Origin of the sequence: Enterobacter sp. DSM 30060 (genome assembly GCF_013375955.1) — a bacterium.
Taxonomy (GTDB): Bacteria; Pseudomonadota; Gammaproteobacteria; order Enterobacterales; family Enterobacteriaceae; genus Enterobacter; species Enterobacter intestinihominis.
The window spans coordinates 2,356,608-2,373,731 of sequence record NZ_CP056118.1 but is presented as its reverse complement, the minus strand read 5'-3'; the positions used below and the strand labels follow the sequence as shown (position 1 = coordinate 2,373,731).

General features: G+C 60.1%; 15 protein-coding genes. 6 read left to right on the top strand and 9 right to left on the bottom strand.

The features are described 5' to 3' along the window. Positions 1-7: 7 nt before the first annotated feature. The gene (locus HWQ15_RS11315; RefSeq protein ID WP_003863067.1) at positions 8-241 is read right to left on the bottom strand and encodes a DUF2171 domain-containing protein; all 234 of its coding nucleotides are present in this window, start codon (positions 239-241) and stop codon (positions 8-10) included. 221 nt (positions 242-462) lie between these two features. Between HWQ15_RS11315 and HWQ15_RS11310 the strand changes: the two genes are divergently transcribed. Then, positions 463-648, top strand: a complete 186-nt coding sequence (locus tag HWQ15_RS11310; RefSeq protein ID WP_010427252.1) for a hypothetical protein — start codon at positions 463-465, stop codon at positions 646-648. A gap of 38 nt (positions 649-686) precedes the next feature. Here HWQ15_RS11310 and HWQ15_RS11305 read toward each other — a convergent pair whose 3' ends face one another. Next, positions 687-1,808 (bottom strand): cupin domain-containing protein, encoded by a 1,122-nt coding sequence (locus tag HWQ15_RS11305; protein ID WP_023299237.1) that lies wholly within the window; start codon positions 1,806-1,808, stop codon positions 687-689. 134 nt (positions 1,809-1,942) lie between these two features. Further along, the gene (locus HWQ15_RS11300) at positions 1,943-2,548 is read right to left on the bottom strand and encodes an ATP-dependent Clp protease proteolytic subunit (protein ID WP_022646928.1); all 606 of its coding nucleotides are present in this window, start codon (positions 2,546-2,548) and stop codon (positions 1,943-1,945) included. Between the two features lie 318 nt (positions 2,549-2,866). Here HWQ15_RS11300 and HWQ15_RS11295 point away from each other — a divergent pair, with 318 nt between their 5' ends. Further along, positions 2,867-3,484 carry a response regulator transcription factor gene (locus HWQ15_RS11295; RefSeq protein WP_022646926.1) on the top strand — a complete coding sequence of 206 codons (618 nt, stop codon included), beginning with the start codon at positions 2,867-2,869 and terminating at the stop codon, positions 3,482-3,484. A gap of 3 nt (positions 3,485-3,487) precedes the next feature. Here the strand turns inward: HWQ15_RS11295 and HWQ15_RS11290 are convergent, their stop codons facing one another. From HWQ15_RS11290 to HWQ15_RS11270, 5 genes are all read right to left on the bottom strand, one after another. Beyond that, a complete protein-coding gene (locus HWQ15_RS11290; protein ID WP_063149610.1) occupies positions 3,488-9,073 on the bottom strand; it encodes an ATP-binding sensor histidine kinase in 5,586 nt (1,861 codons plus the stop codon). Positions 9,074-9,082: 9 nt separating this feature from the next. After that, complete coding sequence (locus tag HWQ15_RS11285; RefSeq protein ID WP_006810275.1) at positions 9,083-9,463, bottom strand: response regulator transcription factor; 381 nt, start codon at positions 9,461-9,463, stop codon at positions 9,083-9,085. 23 nt (positions 9,464-9,486) lie between these two features. Next, the gene (locus tag HWQ15_RS11280; RefSeq protein ID WP_006810276.1) at positions 9,487-9,747 is read right to left on the bottom strand and encodes a XapX domain-containing protein; all 261 of its coding nucleotides are present in this window, start codon (positions 9,745-9,747) and stop codon (positions 9,487-9,489) included. Continuing rightward, the gene (locus tag HWQ15_RS11275) at positions 9,744-9,965 is read right to left on the bottom strand and encodes a DUF1427 family protein (protein ID WP_022646923.1); all 222 of its coding nucleotides are present in this window, start codon (positions 9,963-9,965) and stop codon (positions 9,744-9,746) included. Before HWQ15_RS11275 ends, HWQ15_RS11280 begins: the two co-directional genes overlap by 4 nt. A gap of 61 nt (positions 9,966-10,026) precedes the next feature. After that, positions 10,027-10,713 (bottom strand): hydrolase, encoded by a 687-nt coding sequence (locus HWQ15_RS11270; protein ID WP_022646922.1) that lies wholly within the window; start codon positions 10,711-10,713, stop codon positions 10,027-10,029. Between the two features lie 220 nt (positions 10,714-10,933). Here HWQ15_RS11270 and HWQ15_RS11265 point away from each other — a divergent pair, with 220 nt between their 5' ends. The 4 genes from HWQ15_RS11265 to HWQ15_RS11250 are packed head-to-tail and all read left to right on the top strand — an operon-like array spanning position 10,934 to position 15,680. Then, a complete protein-coding gene (locus HWQ15_RS11265; protein WP_063149611.1) occupies positions 10,934-12,805 on the top strand; it encodes an amidohydrolase in 1,872 nt (623 codons plus the stop codon). Next, positions 12,805-13,212: a DoxX family protein gene (locus HWQ15_RS11260; RefSeq protein WP_032625334.1), complete on the top strand. Its 408-nt coding sequence runs from the start codon at positions 12,805-12,807 to the stop codon at positions 13,210-13,212. Before HWQ15_RS11265 ends, HWQ15_RS11260 begins: the two co-directional genes overlap by 1 nt. Beyond that, positions 13,209-14,828 carry an MFS transporter gene (locus HWQ15_RS11255; protein ID WP_063149612.1) on the top strand — a complete coding sequence of 540 codons (1,620 nt, stop codon included), beginning with the start codon at positions 13,209-13,211 and terminating at the stop codon, positions 14,826-14,828. Before HWQ15_RS11260 ends, HWQ15_RS11255 begins: the two co-directional genes overlap by 4 nt. Positions 14,829-14,858: 30 nt before the next feature. Further along, positions 14,859-15,680 (top strand): alpha/beta fold hydrolase, encoded by an 822-nt coding sequence (locus HWQ15_RS11250; RefSeq protein WP_063149613.1) that lies wholly within the window; start codon positions 14,859-14,861, stop codon positions 15,678-15,680. Between the two features lie 39 nt (positions 15,681-15,719). Here HWQ15_RS11250 and HWQ15_RS11245 read toward each other — a convergent pair whose 3' ends face one another. Beyond that, on the bottom strand, positions 15,720-17,114 hold the full coding sequence (locus tag HWQ15_RS11245; RefSeq protein WP_063149614.1) for an MFS transporter: 1,395 nt from the start codon (positions 17,112-17,114) through the stop codon (positions 15,720-15,722). Positions 17,115-17,124: the final 10 nt, after the last annotated feature.

The following is a 17,124-nucleotide window of genomic DNA, read 5'->3' as shown; positions in this document are numbered from 1 at the left end:
AATATATTTATGCTTCCTGCCACTCAGCAAAAACCTCTTTATGGTTTTTGGTCAGGACAACTTTATTATCTTCGACCTTATCGACCCAGCCGAGAGGAATAAAGTGGTGCTTGCCGCCTGATTCCGGGTCGCTCTTTGCAAGCTTGATACGCTCACCATCAAGATGGTCCACAACCCCGACATGCGTTCCGCAGCTGGCGACAACCTGAGTGTGATCCTTAATTGCGCTTTTATCTACCATATTCATTCTCCTGTTTCGGTTATTTGCCTGTTGCACGAAATTAACTGTAGCGCATAAATTCGGACCTGAAATGCGTATTAGCATTTTGAAACATCATTGACAGAACCGAATATTATGTCTATTTAGCGCCGAATTGAAAAAAAATAAGAATGAGATGAATTATTAGCGACTGATTATTTCCCGTTCATAATTAAAGTATCGCAACCAACGAGGAGGTATTTATGACGATTCGCAACAATCGGACAGAAATTTCGCTGGCTCTTGGTGAAGCGGTCTTAGACATCGTGCAAAAAGGCCATGAGGTATCGCGAGAAAATCTCGCCCAGGCGATGAAAATTAAAGCGGAAAAAGAGCGCGACGATGAGCGGCTTCTGAACTACTGGAAGGCCTGTAATATGCTGGTTTGAACGTAGCGGCGTTTAGTCTGACTAAACGCCGCTGTCTGTTACTCGTCGAAGTACCAGTATCCCTGGTTAATCAATCCGGTCAACTCTTCCACAAACGCCGGATTATTCAGCGCATTGCCCAGCTCGGCCTGGCCGAGCTGGGTGTAGCGGGACAGCGCGTCCGCCCCGTTCACATCCGCCGTCTCCAGCTGTTCGCTGTTGATAAAGAAGCAGCCGTTGATGTTCAGCACGCGCAGCCCGCTCAGGCGTGATAGCGTTTCGCCCCCTTGCAGCGCGTCGAGCACCTCGTCTGCGGAATACGGCGGCTCGGCGGCGGCAATATCCAGCTCGTGACGCGGCGTGGAGACGAAGCTGCCGAACCATTTTGTAAAATCATCCGGCTTGCTAATCATGTCGATCATCATCTGGCGAATGCGATCGAGCTCGTACTGCTCCACGCGGCCCGGGTGTTCGCGGCAGGTCAGATCCGGATCGCTGTAGTGCTCGCCACCCAGATCGTTTTCCAGCGCGTAATCGGCAAAGCTGCTAATCAGATCGCGACCGTTCGGCCCGCGGAAACCGACAGAGTAGTTGAGCGCGGTTTCATGGGTGAAGCCGTCATGCGGGAATCCAGGCGGAATATAGAGGATATCGCCCGGGGCCAGATCTTCGTCAATGATCGGCTCAAACGGATCGACGTGCAGCAGGGCCGGATGCGGACAGAACTGACGCATCGGCAGCTTGTCACCCACGCGCCAGCGACGGCTACCCATCCCCTGAATAATAAACACATCGTACTGATCGATATGCGGCCCAACGCCGCCGCCCGGGACGGAGAAGGAGATCATCAGGTCATCGAGACGCCAGTCCGGCAGGACGCGGAACGGACGCACCAGCTCTGCGGCGGGCATATGCCAGTGGTTCACCGCCTGCGCCAGCAGAGACCAGCCGGTTTCACCGAGGTTATCGAAATGCTCAAACGGGCCATTGCTCGCCTGCCACTTGCCGTTAGCATGGCTTACCAGGCGGCTATCGACTTCCGGCTCCATCGCCAGACCCGCCAGTTCATCAGGGGTAATGGGGTCGACAAAATTCGGGAAGGCATTTTTCAGCACAACGGGTTGTTTTTGCCAGTATTTTTCAAGAAATTCCGGCCAGTCGAGGTTCAGTTGATACGCCATGGTTAGCACCAGTGAGAGGGGAGACAGGCGCGATTATAGAAGAGACAGCCAGGGGGGAACTTGTCATGGGTCAATCGAGCGCGCGTAGGTCGGGTAAGGCGAAGCCGTCACCCGACGCACGCGCGGGCTAAAACTTAATCCAGGTTCAGCTCGTCATAATGGGTGATCAGTTTGCCCACGATGCCGTAGTCCAGCGCTTCCGCCGGTGACATCCAGAAGTTACGGTCGGTGTCCTTCTTCACTTTCTCCAGCGGCTGGCCGGTGGCGTCAGCAATCAGTTTGTTTACGCGTTCCAGCATGCGGATAATCTCGCGCGCTTCGATTTCGATATCCGTTGCCTGACCGCGCACGCCGCCCAGCGGCTGGTGGATCATAAAGCGGGTATTCGGCAGCGAGTAGCGGTGCTCTTTTTTCGCCGCCAGGAAGATGGTGATCCCGGCGCTTGCCACCCAGCCGGTGCCAATGACGTGCACTTCCGGACGAATAAATTTAATGAAGTCGTGGATGGTGTCGCCCGCTTCCACGTGGCCGCCCTGGCTGTTGATGTACAGCTTGATCGGATCGTTGCTGACGCTTTGCAGCAGGATCATCTGAGTGATGACTTTCTGGGCCAGCTCCTGGTTGATCTCACCGGAGATGACAATCGAACGGGATTCCAGCAGTTTTTGCTGTAGAGCGCCCGCGCCGCTTGTTCCTTCCGCTTTTTCTTTATCGTCACTGCTTTTCAGTGTGTAGTGCATCGTTATGTCCTCAGCTTGTCGCGCTCAAAATCAGAGTGTAGCCTGTTTTACCCGTCGGCGTCCTCACACAAAACATCGTGGCTCAGGATGAATATCGCCTGTGTCACGCACTGGCTTCGCAGCCGGAAAGGTCTCTAAAAACAGCGTTCCGATCCTAACCAATTCGCCACATTTTTATTACACTTTCATATCATCTTCATATTGCCGAATGATAATAATTATTAATGTGTTAGTATGAATGAGGATAGCAAACAGTCGCTTACGTTCAAAAAGGCGCATTTTATTCTCGATGGTTTACTGATCACACCGGGGCGGTGAATGGAACACATTGTTTATGTGGTTGATGACGATGACGCTGTCAGGCAGTCCGTTGTTGGGCTGCTGGAATCAGCGGATATACACGCCCTTGGCTTTTCCTCAGCAGAAGCCTTTCTCAGCCATCCCTTTGAGGATCTGCCTTCCTGCGTGATCCTCGATATGCAAATGCCCACGATCACCGGGTTTGATGTCGCAGATGCGCTGAAAGCCAACGGGCGGGAAATACCGATCATCTTTCTCACCGGTCACGGCACTATCCCTATGTCCGTCCGGGCGATCAAAGGCGGGGCCTACGAATTTCTCACTAAACCCGTTGAATCCAGCGCCCTCATTGGCTCTATCGAATCCGCGCTCAGGCTGGCACAGCACAACGCCGCCCGCGTCAAAGAGCACTACGCCCTGAAACAGCGCCACATGTCCCTCACGCCGCGCGAGCATGAGGTGCTTGAGCTTGCCATCAGCGGCAAGCTCAACAAGCAGATCGCCGCCGAGCTGGGCGTCAGTGAGATTACGGTGAAAGTACACCGCCGCCGGGTGATGGAGAAAATGCAGGTCCGCTCCGTGGCCGAGCTGGTCAGGGCCGTCGAGCGCCTGACAAAACATCAGCCAGCGGAATAACCGTTACGCCTCCTGTCCGGCAAGCGGCAACGCGAAGGTAAACACCGTGCCGTACGGCTCTCTGCGGCGCGCGCTCAGTTTTCCCCGATGCCGTTCAATGATGCTGGCGCTGATGGTCAGCCCCATCCCCATTCCCTGCGCTTTGGTCGAATAGAACGAGTCAAAGATCCGCTCGGTGAGCTCCGGCTCAATGCCGCTGCCGGTATCGGCGATCTCAAAGATCACCTTCCCTTCGGCGCAGTTCGCGGTGGCGATCGTGATGCTGCACGGGCGATCCGTCACTTCCGCCATCGCTTCCATCGCATTCATCACCAGGTTAAGCAGCACCTGCTGGATCTGCACGCTGTCGCCGATGATAAAGCTGTCGTCAGCGTTCAGGAGATAATCAACGCTTATGTGTCGCAGCTCAAGTTCGCTGCGGGAGAGCATAATGATGTGGTGGATCAGGAAGTGCAGATCGATGCGCGTAAACGTGGGGTCCTGTTTGCGCGTCAGAGATTGAATGCTGCGGATGATCTCCCCTGCCCGCTCGCCCTCGGCGGCGATCTCCTCCAGCCCCTCGCGCACTTTGTCCAGCCGCGCCGGATCGCGGTTGAGCCAGCGCAGGCTCGCGCCGGCGTTCGAGACAATCGACATCAGCGGCTGGTTGATCTCGTGCGCGATCGAGGAGGTTAGTTGCCCGACGGTGGTGGCCCGTGAGACTCGCGCCAGATCCGCCTGCGCCACCCGCATCGCATCTTCCGCCGCCCGCTGGCTGGTGATGTCGGTAATGATGCCGTAATACTCATTCACCTCGCTGCCCACGCCCACCGGATCGCCAATCCCGAGGATGTAGCGAACGGAGCCGTCGGTGCGGATAATGCGAAACTCCGCGCGCATCGACTGCCCGTCACGCACGCTCTGATTAACGAGGTTACCGATCCGGCCATAATCATCCTCATGCACGAAGGTCAAAAACTCCGCCATTGAGATCATCTTTTGCTGCTCCGGCAGGCCAAGAATACGGGCGTACTCTTCGGACATAAACATCAGATCCTGCACCAGCTCCCAGCGCCAGCTGCCGGTATGGCTGATCTGCTCACCCAGCATCAGCGAGGTCTGGCTGGCGCGCAGCTCTTTCTCCACCCGTCGGCGGTGGATGTTTTCCGCCAGCAGCTCGGCGTAGAGCCGTGCCGTCTCCAGCGAAACCGCCGCCTGCGCGCCCAGCAGGCTGACCACGCGCGAATGTTCGGCGGTAAACACTTCCGGCATCAGGCGGTTTTCCAGATACAGCACCCCCACCAGTCGCGCCTGTTTGAACATCGGCACGCACATCACGGCGGCGCCGGACGTCACCAGATAAGGATCCTGGCTGAACGGGTGAAATTCCTCCGGTTTGCCGGTGCGGATCTCCTGCCCGGTGCGGATCACCGCGGCCAGCACCGACAGCGGCATGTCCGTCGCCATCGGTGTCTCTTTCAGGATGCGAACCCGCACCCCGTCGGTGCTGGTCCAGGCGCTGGCTTCGATCTCCGGGATGTGATTATCGCTGACGCGAAGCAGCAGGCCACGCTGCGCCCCGGCCCGTTCAAGCAGCAGCGTCATCAGGTTTTCAATTAAACGCTCGAGGTTGATTTCTTCGGACAAGGCGCGTGAGGCTTTGATGACGCTCTGTAAATCGCGGATCACCTCGTTCTGGGCAAATGCCACGGTGTCGTACGCGCGGCTCTGCCCGGAGGCCAGCAGATGCGGAAAATCCTGCTCCAGCTGACGCACCTTGGCCTGCGCCCCGGCGCGGCCCCAGGCGGCAATCGAACCGCGGAAATGGGCGTCGGAGGCGGTCGGGTAGCCGCAGGCCAGCGAGAAACGCCCTGCCAGCTCGTGGGCCAGGGCATTGATCGGGTTAAACCCGCCCTCCCGCGAGAGCCGCACCGCCTTTTCATACTGCTCCAGCGCGATGCTGTTCATGCCGTCCAGACGGACGATTTCGGCATAAATCAGCGCCTCTTTATCGGCAAACGTGCCCGGATTGATCCGCGCCCAGAGGGCAATTTTGTCGTAATGGTGATGAATACTGCGGCGATAATCCGCCGAGAAGGTCTCCGGCGTGAGCTGGCGGGAGAGCGCCAGCGCGCTGTAAAAATGGTAATCCAGCAGATGGATATGGCCCGGCGCGGACCACGCATACCAGCCCGCCCTCTCTAAATCCGCCTGCGCGTCGGCGTATTCGCCGCAGGTAAAGTGCGCCATCCCGCGATAGAGCCAGTACCAGAACAGCATGGTCGAGGTCTGCTCGGGCGCCTGCTCCGGCGGTGCGGGCAGCAGATCGTCAGGCAGCGCCTGGGCGGCGCTCCATGTGCCCGTCACCGGCGTGCGTAAAAACTCCACGTAGCGGCGCTGAATGTGCAGAACGGTTTCAATGTCCTGATAATCCGTTTTACGCACAAAGGCCAGACCGCGATCGATGCTGGTCAACACGCCGTCCAGATGATCGCCCCGGGAGAGGAAGTTAATGATCTGGTGACAGGCCGCGAAGCAGGCCATCGTCATGTCGCCGTGGGTCACCGCCGAGGTAAAGCAGGCCTTGGCGCACTCGATAGTGTACGACAGCGGCTGGGTCCAGACGCTGAGCTGGTCGAGCGGCAGCAGAGTTTTAGCTTCATAGGCATCATAGCCGTGGCGGTTCACCAGCTCGCGAGCCAGCGTGCCGTACTCAAACCCGAGACGGTATTCGGCGTAGCGGTGGCCAATCAGCACGCCAAACCAGGCCATCGCCGTGGTGGATGCGCCGGTTATGCCGCGATCGAGCGTGAGGTGCATCATCCGGCACAGGAGTAAAAAGTGCAGGCGCGGGCAGGTAAAGCTGGCGAAAATACTGGCGCTGTAAAGCAGGTTCATTACCGCTTCGGTCTCCGCGCTCTCCATCAGCTTAAGCTGAGTAAACGGGTTCTGCGGCGCGTCGGCGGTGCGTTGACAGAACTGCTGCCAGGCCTCGTCACATTCGGCATTTTCCGGGTAGCGGCTGATCTGGATCCCGAACACGCCCAGCCAGCATAACGACGCCTCCAGCGCCAGGCGGATCTCCGACTGGCGCATATAGACTTCCGCCAGCAGGTTAGCGGCCAGCGCTTTCTCCGTCAGCCCGCCCGGTGAGCCGAGGATCGTATCGCACAGCGCGCGCGTGCGCTCTAGGTGCCCGAGCGCGAACTCACAGCCCGCCTCTTCGATATCCAGCATAAAGTCCGAGACCGGACCCGCGTTCCCCAGCGCTCTGGCGGTCTGGATGTAACTTAAGGCGGAAAGGTAATCGCCGGTACGCTTCGCACGCCGCGCGGCCTGGAGGCTCAGCTCACGGAATCTCTGGCGCTGCGGCGCAGGCTGGATGCAGTCCAGCGCGGCGCTGACGTGGTGAACCGCGCGGAACAGTAGTTCGTTACCCGCCGTCTGCCGCGCGGCATCCGCCAGCAGGCTGGCGGTGGTCAGGTGCAGATGGCTTTTCTCGCCCTCATCCAGCAGGGCAAAGGCGGCTTCCTGCACCCGATCGTGGGTAAAAGCGTACGCTTTCTCCGTCAGCACAATCAGCTGAGCGGTAACCGCCGGATGAAGGGCGTAGCGGATTTCCGCCGCCGACTGCCCCACCACGCGGCACAGCATCTCCAGCTCGCCCGTGCAGCCGAGGCAGGCGATGCTGCCCAGCAGGCGGCGCGTCTCGTCGGGCATCTCCTTGAGCTGTTCAAGCACCAGCGTCACCACGTTCTCGGTGTAATGCCGGGCGCGGATGGCCTGGAGATCGTAATGCCATTTCCCCTGATATTTGTTGTGCACCACCAGTCCGTCATCGACGATGCGGCGGAAAAATTCCTGAACGAACAGCGGGTTGCCGCCGGTTTTTTCATGGATCAGCGTGGCAAGATCGGAGGTACCGGTACTGCGGGCATGAAAAATCCCCCCGAGCCAACGTGCCACGGCCTTCACCGACAGCGGCTGCGGCACGATCGTCATGGCATGCTGCGCCGCCTCCGGCAGGCTCGCCAGCGCGGTCTGCAAGCTGGGATCAGAAAGCGAACTGAGATCGCGGTGCGCCACCACCACCAGCAGCGGGATGGCGCCGCAGGCGCGCAGCAGGTAATCGAGCGTTTGCAGGCTGGCGGCGTCGATCCACTGCACATCATCCAGCAGCAGCACCAGCGGCGCGCCCTGGGTGGCGAAGGTTTTCACCAGCGCCAGCACCATATGGCTGAAGCGCGCCCGCGCGTCGATGGAAAATGTATCCGCAGAGAAACGCGGTTTGTTCTCAAGAAATAAATTCAGCTCCGGCACCAGGCTGACAGCCAGCTCCTCGAAGCCTTCCAGCGCGCGCGACAGGCGGATTTTCCATGTCGCCACCTCCCCGGCTGGCAGCCCGAGCAGGTGCAGCGTGAGCGTCCGAAACGCCGAACTCAGCACGCCGTAGGGCAGCGTGGGAGAGTATTGATCGACCTTGCCCACCGCCAGCAGCACTTTGCGCTGTTGCAGCGATTTCAGCGTGGTGGCGATCACGGAAGATTTACCGATCCCCGACGGACCGCCAATCGTCACCAGTTCCGGCGCACCGCTCTGGCTGACCCGCTCAAACGCGGCGATGACGTCGCTGGCCTGCGGATGCGCAGAGAAAAGCGAATCGGCAAGATGGATCGCCGGAGAGCGATCCTGCTGGCCGGGAATAAAGTCGACGATCTCACCTTCGGCGGTCAGCGTCGCCTGGCAGCGCCTGAGGTCGGCAATCAGCCCGTCGACGGTCTGATAGCGATTCTCCGGATTCTTCTCCAGCAACTTAAGGATAATGGTCGAGAGCATGCCGGGTACGTCCGGACGCACCCGGCCCGGCGCAAGCGGCTCAGAGGCAATGTGGTAATGCGCCCAGTTAGTCTGATCATCAGCGCTCAGTTCAAACGGCAATCGCCCGGTCAGAAGTTCATAAAGCACGATACCCAGACTGTAGAGATCGCTCCGGCTGTCGACGGCGCGCCGGGTACGCGTGGTGTGTTCCGGTGACATGTAGGCGGGCGTGCCGCCAGACGCGGCAAGCCGGGACTGGGAGAATGCGTCGGAGGTGGCGCAGGAAAGACCAAAGCTGCACAGACGGCTGGTGGCGTCGTGATGAACGAAGATCGACCCGGGTTTGATATCGCCGTGGATCAGGTTGTGCAGATGCATCTGGCGCAGGGGACCGCAGATGCGGATCGCCATCTCAATAAAGCGGGCGATCCCGGAAATCGCCTTACCTGCCCGGCACGCCAGCAGTTCAAAGCAGAACGGCGCGTAGACCAGCGCAAAACGTCCGCGGTACTGGGTTGAAGCGACGGGCCGGATAGCCCAGCCGTCATGAAGTCGATCGCGCAGGGCAAACTCGTTTTTAAGCAGCCGCGTTGCCCGCTCCTCTTCTTCATCGCTGACCGCGGTGGCAATAATAAACGAACCGCCGGACTGGGGATGCCGCCCGTTCATCCAGGAGATGCCGCCCTCCTGCGCCAGCACGGTAAAAATAACATCCTCTTTCAGAACAAAAGCCCGCCCTTCATGGAGACTTCCCCGGGCGGGCCAAAATGCAGGCGACGTTTGTTCGTTCATCCGCGATCCTTATTGTCGGCGGGTCAGCTCCCGCTGAATATGATCCAGCAGAATATCGATGTTAATCGGCTTACGCAAAAATGCAGCGGCGCCCAGGCTGAGTGCATACCGCTGCATATTTTCATCCGCATGGCCGGAGATAAACAGTATTGGCGGCGGCGGCGTGGCCAGCAACCGCAGCTTCTCAAACAGCTCGATCCCGTTCATGCCGCGCAGCTTGATGTCGGTGATCACCAGCGACGCGCCGGACAGGGCGAGAGGGTGGCTCAAAAACACCTCTGCCGAATCGAAGGTATCGGTAGCATACCCTTCCGATTGCAGCAGGTTACTGAGCCCGCTGCGAACAGAGCGTTCGTCATCAATGATGGCAATGCGCCACGGCAGCGTCATGCTGTCTTTCCTCAAACAATTCGTTACGCGTCGCGGCTTTCCTTCGCGGGCGCTGGGGGCGCGGTACCGCTGATTTTCGGTACGCATTCATGACGAAACCAGGCCAGGGTCAGCGGTTCGCGGCTCACCAGACGCCGTCCGATGGGGATCAGTTGTTCACCCACCAGCATGCCGAACAGGCCAAGCAGCGCGACGACCGGCGGCGCCGGGGAATGCACGTCGAGCAGGGCGTAAATTACCCCAGCCGCGACCCCGCACACCAGCGAAATAATCCAGGCCTTCATGATGACGCTCCGGTCAGGTGCTGAACGTGGGGAACCGTCACCTGCACGCCCGCGGGATTGTCGCGGGATAAAAGATGACGCATCGCCTGTTCCCCTGCCAGCATACCCAGCAGGCCAATCAGCGCCAGCGCGGGCGGCGCGGGGGAACGCACCTTCAGCACGGCATACATCAGGCCAATCAGCACGCCTGCCGCGAGGGATATCAACCCTGTACTCATTGTGAACTCCAGAGAAAAAGGCAGTGACGAGCCGGATGAGGGACCAGCCCGCCGCCGGGATTTAGCGTGCCGGAACCGGCGCTAAGGTACGGTGCTCGCTCTTCTGGCGAGACGGCGCTTTGTGCACCATGGTGTAGGCGTAATCCACGCCCATGCCGTACGCACCGGAGTGCTCGCGCACGATATCCATCACCGCGGTGTAGGTCTCTTTATGCGCCCAGTCACGCTGCCACTCCAGCATCACCTGCTGCCAGGTCACCGGGATCACGCCCGCCTGGATCATGCGCTGCATCGCGAAGTCGTGGGCTTCTTTGGAGGTGCCGCCGGACGCGTCCGCCACCATATAAATTTCGTAGTCGCCTTCCAGCATCGCGCACAGGGCAAAGCTGTTGTTGCACACTTCGGTCCACAGGCCCGCGACAACCACCTTCTTCTTGCCGTTAGCCTTCAGCGCGTCACGCACTTTCTGGTCGTCCCAGGAGTTCATGGAGGTACGCTCCAGGATGTCCTGGCCCGGGAACACATCCAGCAGCTCCGGATAGGTGTTACCGGAGAAGCTTTCGGTCTCTACGGTGGTGATGATGGTCGGGATGTTGAACACTTTTGCCGCTTTCGCCAGCGCCACGGTGTTGTTTTTCAGCACCTGGCGGTCAATAGACTGCACGCCAAACGCCATCTGCGGCTGGTGGTCGATGAAAATGATCTGACAGTTGGCTGGGGTTAAGACTTCGAGCTTTGTAGTGGTCATAAGATTATCCAGTGAGGTTAAAGGTTAAAATCGCCGCGAACAGCACGCCGATAAAATCGCATTCATCCTATGACCCACGCCGCCGGCGCGTAATTATCTCTTCGTATAGTTAACCTAAGGTATAGTTATACTTTGGTATACCTATCCTATTGTATAACTGGATCTTTCCCGAAACCGGTTCCCATAATCCTGACCATTCCCCTCTCAGTCTGGAGCAGTTATGGTTACCCTCGGTAAAGCCGATCTCATTCTGGTTAACGGCCAGTTTCACACCGTCGATCGCGAGAACCCTCTCGCGGAAGCCGTTGCCGTGCGCGACGGGAAATTCCTGGAAGTGGGCACCGTCGCCGAGGTGATGCAACACCACTGCGACGGCACTAAGATGGTCGACTTAAAAGGCCACACCGCTATCCCCGGCCTGAACGACTCGCACCTGCACCTGATCCGCGGCGGGCTGAACTACAATCTCGAGCTGCGCTGGGAAGGCGTACCGTCCCTGGCAGATGCCCTGCGCATGCTGAAAGAGCAGGCCCTGCGCACGCCGTCGCCCCAGTGGGTGCGCGTGGTGGGGGGCTGGAGCGAGTTCCAGTTTGCCGAGCGCCGTATGCCGACGCTGGATGAAATTAACAACGCCGCGCCGGATACGCCGGTGTTTATCCTGCACCTGTACGACCGCGCCCTGCTCAACCGCGCCGCGCTGAAGGTGGTCGGCTACACCAGGGACACGCCGAATCCGCCGGGCGGGGAGATCCAGCGCGACGCCAACGGCAACCCGACCGGGATGCTGATCGCCCGCCCGAACGCCATGATCCTGTACTCAACCCTCGCCAAAGGGCCGAAGCTGCCGCTGGAGCAGCAGGTCAACTCCACGCGCCAGTTCATGCGCGAGCTGAACCGCCTGGGGCTGACCAGCGCCATCGACGCAGGCGGCGGCTTCCAGAACTACCCGGAAGATTACGAGGTAATTGCCGAGCTGCACGAGAAAAAGCAGATGACCATCCGCATCGCCTACAACCTGTTTACCCAGCGTCCGGGCCACGAGCTGGAAGACTTTGAAAAATGGACCGACATGCTCACGCCGGGCCAGGGCAGCGACTTCTTCCGCCACAACGGCGCGGGCGAGATGCTGGTCTTCTCTGCCGCCGATTTTGAAGACTTCCTCGAGCCGCGCCCGGATCTCGCGCCGGGCATGGAGGACGAGCTGGAGCGCGTGGTGCGCCATCTGGTCGAACACCGCTGGCCGTTCCGCCTGCACGCTACTTATAACGAATCCATCAGCCGCATGCTGGACGTGTTCGAGAAGGTGAACCGCGACATTCCGTTCAACGGGCTGCACTGGTTCTTCGACCACGCCGAAACCGTCACCCAGGCCAACATCGACCGCATCAAAGCACTCGGCGGCGGCATTGCCGTCCAGCACCGCATGGCCTTCCAGGGGGAATACTTTGCCGAGCGCTACGGCATCGAAGCCACCCGCCACACGCCGCCGGTGGCGAAAATGCTGGAGACCGGCGTGCCGGTGGGCTTAGGCACCGACGCCACCCGCGTGGCGAGCTATAACCCGTGGACCGCGCTCTACTGGCTGGTCTCCGGCCGCACCGTTGGCGGGATGCAGATGTACGATCACAGCGCCCGTCTGGATCGCGATACCGCCCTGATGCTCTGGACCCAGGGCAGCGCGTGGTTCTCCAGCGAGCAGAACCAGAAGGGGCAGATCAAAACGGGCCAGCTCGCGGATCTGGCGGTGCTCAGCAAAGATTACTTCCGCGTGCCGGAAGAGGAGATCAAGGGCATCGAGTCCGTCCTCACCGTGGTCAACGGCGATATCGTCTACGCCGCTGGCAGCTTTGGCCCGCTCGCGCCGCCCGCCATTCCGGTCCTGCCCGAGTGGTCCCCGGTGGTGAAGGTGCCGGGCCACTACCGCAGCGCGCCGCCGCAGGCCGCACGCGTCGGCATGAGCGCCGTCCACCACTGCAGCGGCCCGTGCGGGGTTCATAGCCACCAGCATGATTTCGCCCGCACGTCAGAGATGCCGGTGTCCGACGATAACGCTTTCTGGGGGGCGCTGGGCTGCAGCTGCTTTGCATTCTGATGAAACATAATGACGCTTCGCCCCGGATCGATCCGGGGCTGTTCTTCCTGCGCCTGACCGGCAGCCTGCTGCTGCTGTACGTGCACGGCCTGCCGAAGGTGCTCCACTTCAGCGAAGAGCTGACGCGCATCGAAGATCCGTTTGGTTTCGGACCTTACGCGAGCCTGATCCCGGCGATCGTCGCCGAGGTCATCTGCCCGCTGTTTATCATTGCAGGGGTTTACACCCGCCTGGCGTGCCTGCCGATTATCGCCGTACTGCTGGTGGCGATGCTGGCGGTGCACCCGGACTGGTCGATTGCCGAAGGGCAGTTTGGCTGGCTGCTGCTGATTATCTTCACCACCCTCGCCCTCACCGGACCGGGCCAGTGGCGGCTGCAGCGTAAGACGACGGAGAGGTTCGCATGACCCAGGTTAACGACGTTCGCGACGCACACGTCGAGACGACGCCCGCATCGGCGGCTTCGCCCTGGCAGCCGCTGAGCCAGCCGGTGTTCCGCATGCTGTGGATCGCCACGGTGGTCTCTAACGTCGGCTCATGGATGAGCGACGTCGGCATCAACTGGAGCATGCTGACGCTCAGCGCCGATCCGCTGGATATCGCGCTGGTGCAGGCGGCCAGCAGCCTGCCGATGTTCCTCTTCGCCCTGCCGTCCGGGGTGATGGCGGACATCGTTGACCGACGAAAATACCTGCTCTTCTCCCAGCTATGGGTATTCATCGCCGCTGCCGGGCTGACGCTGCTCTCTTTTACCGGACACGTCACCCCCACCGTTCTGCTGGCGGCAACGTTTCTGCTGAGCGTGGGCGCGGCCATGAGTTCGCCGCCGTTTCAGGCGATTGTGCCTGACCTGGTGAGCAAGCCCGAGCTGGGTTCCGCCGTGGCGCTTAACTCGCTCGGGGTCAACATCAGCCGGGCGATTGGCCCGGCGCTGGGCGGTTTCCTGCTGTCGCTGGCCGGGCCGTGGATGGTGTTTGCGCTTAACGCGCTATCCGTGGTCGGCGTGGCGTGGGTGCTGTGGCGCTGGCGTCCGGCGCCTTCCGTGCAGCGGCTGCCGCCGGAGCACTTCTTCTCGGCGGTGCGGTCCGGCATTCGCTACGTGCACGCCGCCCCGGTGCTGCGCAACGTGCTGGTGCGTACCGTGGCGTTCTTCGTTTTCGGCAGCGCGGGCTGGGCGTTACTGCCACTGGTGGCGCGCCGCGAGCTGGGCTTAGGCCCGGCGGGCTACGGCGTGATGCTGGCGTGTATCGGCCTGGGGGCGATTGCCGGGGCGATCCTGCTGCCGCGCCTGCGCCAGCGGCTGAATGCCGATCGGCTGATGGTGGCCGCCAGCCTGACGTTTGCAATCACCATGCTGGCGCTGGCGTTCGTGCGCCACTTCTGGCTGCTGAACCTGTTTGAGTTCTTCACCGGCTTCGCGTGGATTGCGGTGCTCTCCACCCTCAACCTTGGCGCACAGCGCAGCGCCGCCCGCTGGGTAAAAGCCCGGGCGCTGGCTGTGTATCTGACGGTGTTCTTCGGCTCGATGACCGCAGGCAGCGCCGTCTGGGGGCAGATCGCCTCGCAGTTCGGCACCCCGACCTCGCTGGTGGTTGCCACGCTGGGGATGGTGCTGGCAAGCGCGACGGCGTTCCGCTGGAAGCTGGAGAAAGATCCGAATTTAAATCTCGACCTGAGCGGGCAGCCGCTGGACGGCGTGGAGATTGAACTCCCGAACGAGCGCGGCCCGGTGCTGGTGTCGCACGAGTACATCATCGACCCACAGAACGCGAAAGCGTTTTTGCAGGCCGTGCACGAGCTACGCCGGGTGCGCCGCCGCGCCGGAGCGATGAGCTGGGCGGTGTACGAGGATATCGAACGTCCAGGGCTGTTTATCGAGACCTTCCTGATGGGTTCCTGGATTGAGCATTTGCGCCAGCAGGAACGCCACACCATGAATGACCTCCTGTTGCAGAGCCGCGTTCTGGCTTTTCATCAGGGCACAACATCACCGGCAATTCGCTATCTGGTCGCGCCGGTATAACCATAACAATCACCTGCACAGGAACACACTATGGCACTGTTTAAGGCAAAAGACGGCACGCAGATTTACTACAAAGACTGCGGCGCGGGCAAACCGATCCTCTTCAGCCACGGCTGGCCGTTGGACGGCGACATGTGGGACAGCCAGCTGAACTACCTGGCCGAGCGCGGCTTCCGCTCCATCGCCTTTGACCGTCGCGGCTTTGGGCGTTCGGATCAGCCGTGGAACGGCTATGACTACAACACCTTTGCGTCCGACATTAACGACCTGATTACTACCCTGGATCTGCGCGACGTAACGCTGGTGGGCTTCTCCATGGGCGGCGGCGACGTGACCCGCTACATCAACAACTACGGCAGCGAACGCGTGGCCGGTCTGGCGTTGCTGGGCGCGGTGACGCCAATCTTCGGCAAATCTGACTCCTTCCCGCAGGGTGTGGATCAGAGCGTGTTCGACGGCATCCGAGACGGACTGCGTAAAGATCGCGCCCAGTTCATCAGCGACTTCGCCACCCCGTTCTACGGCACCAACGCCGGGCAGACCGTTTCCGCGGGTGCCCTGACGCAGACGCTGAACATCGCCCTGCTGGCGTCCCTGAAGGGCACCATCGATTGCGTGACCGCCTTCGCCGACACCGACTTCCGCCCGGATATGGCGAAAATCGACGTGCCAACGCTGGTGATCCACGGCAGCAACGACCAGATCGTGCCGTTTGAAAGTACCGGCAAGCTGGCGGCGGAGATGATCAAAAACGCCACGCTGAAGGTGTACGACAACGCGCCGCACGGCTTCGCGCTGACCCACCAGGATCAGCTCAACGAAGATCTGCTGGCGTTTGTGAAGTCGCTGTAAGTCATTACGCGAAGCCTGATGGCGCTTCGCTTATCAGGCCTACAAGGGCTGGTCCTGTAGGCCGGGTAAGGCGCAGCCGGCACCCGGCGCTTTCGCAGACGCATTCCGCTCCGCCAGCAGCCGACAAATCTCCGCATGCTTCTCTTCGGTAAAGGTAAAGCGCGACATAAAGCCCATGCGGATCAGCGACCCAATCGCCGGCAACAAACAAATGCCAAAGAACAGCCCCGACAGTACGCCTTCGCTCTGGATCTGCGCCTGCGGCACATAGTTGATCATCGTCAAAAACACGCCGATTAACCCGCCGCCCACCGCCACCGACATCTTGCCGGTAAAGGTCTGCCCGGAGAAGGTGATCGCTGCGCAGCGCTTGTGGGTGTGGTATTCCGCGTACTCGATGGTGTCGGCAATCATCGACGAGGTGAGGATGTTGGTCATCATCACGAACAGCGTGCTCAGGCCGAGCAGGATAAACAGCAGCGCCGTGTGCTGATAGCCCGTGAACCACATCACCATGCGCACCGCCACGTCCAGCCCGCAGAGGATCATAAACAGCTTCCGCTTCTGCATCCGGCGCGTCAGCAGCGGGGCGACCAGGCACAGCACCGCCGCCACTATCCCCATCACGCCAATTGCCATTTGCAGGCTGCCGTCGCCCATGTTGTTGATAAAGAAGTAGATATACAGTCCGCCCGCCACGTTATGGAACACGCAGAAAAAGAACGACAGCAGGACGATAAACAGCGGCTTGTTCTGGCGCAGGTTGTGGAAGCTGTCGCGCATCGTCACCTTTTCCGGGCTGGGCGGGACGCGCTCTTTGATCTGCATAAAGCCGTTGAGCATCAGCGGCAGCCCCACCAGCATCATCACCAGCGCCGCCATAAAGTAGCCTTTATCGTTGCTGTACTGGGCAAAGAACGCCGCCAGCTTCGGGAAGAAGATATTGGCGCAGGCAATCCCGGCGTTCACCCCGAGCATTGCCGCCGTCACCGCGCGGGTGCGCTGGCCGGAGTCATTGGTCATCACCGACGACATCGACCAGAACGGGATATCGGAGATGGCGTACAGCGTCCCCCATAGGATATACGTCACCCCGGCGTAGAGGATTTTGGTGGTCATGTCCGCTTCGATTTTATAGAACGCCAGCAGGGTGACGCCGGTAATCAGCAGCGGCGCAATCAGTAAAAAGTGGCGAAACTTGCCGAACCGGCTGTTAATGGTGTCCATAATGCTGGCAAACAGCGGATCGTGAACCGCGTCCCACGCGCGGGCAATCAGGAAGATGGTACTTGCCGCCAGCGCCGAGATCCCCAGCACGTCGGTGTAAAAATAGTTTATAAACGAACCCACTAAACCAAAGCTAAAACACTGACCTAAACCATAGCCAAAGTAGGACCATAACTCGCGAGACGGTATTTTCATTGTCATTGCCATAGTGCGTACC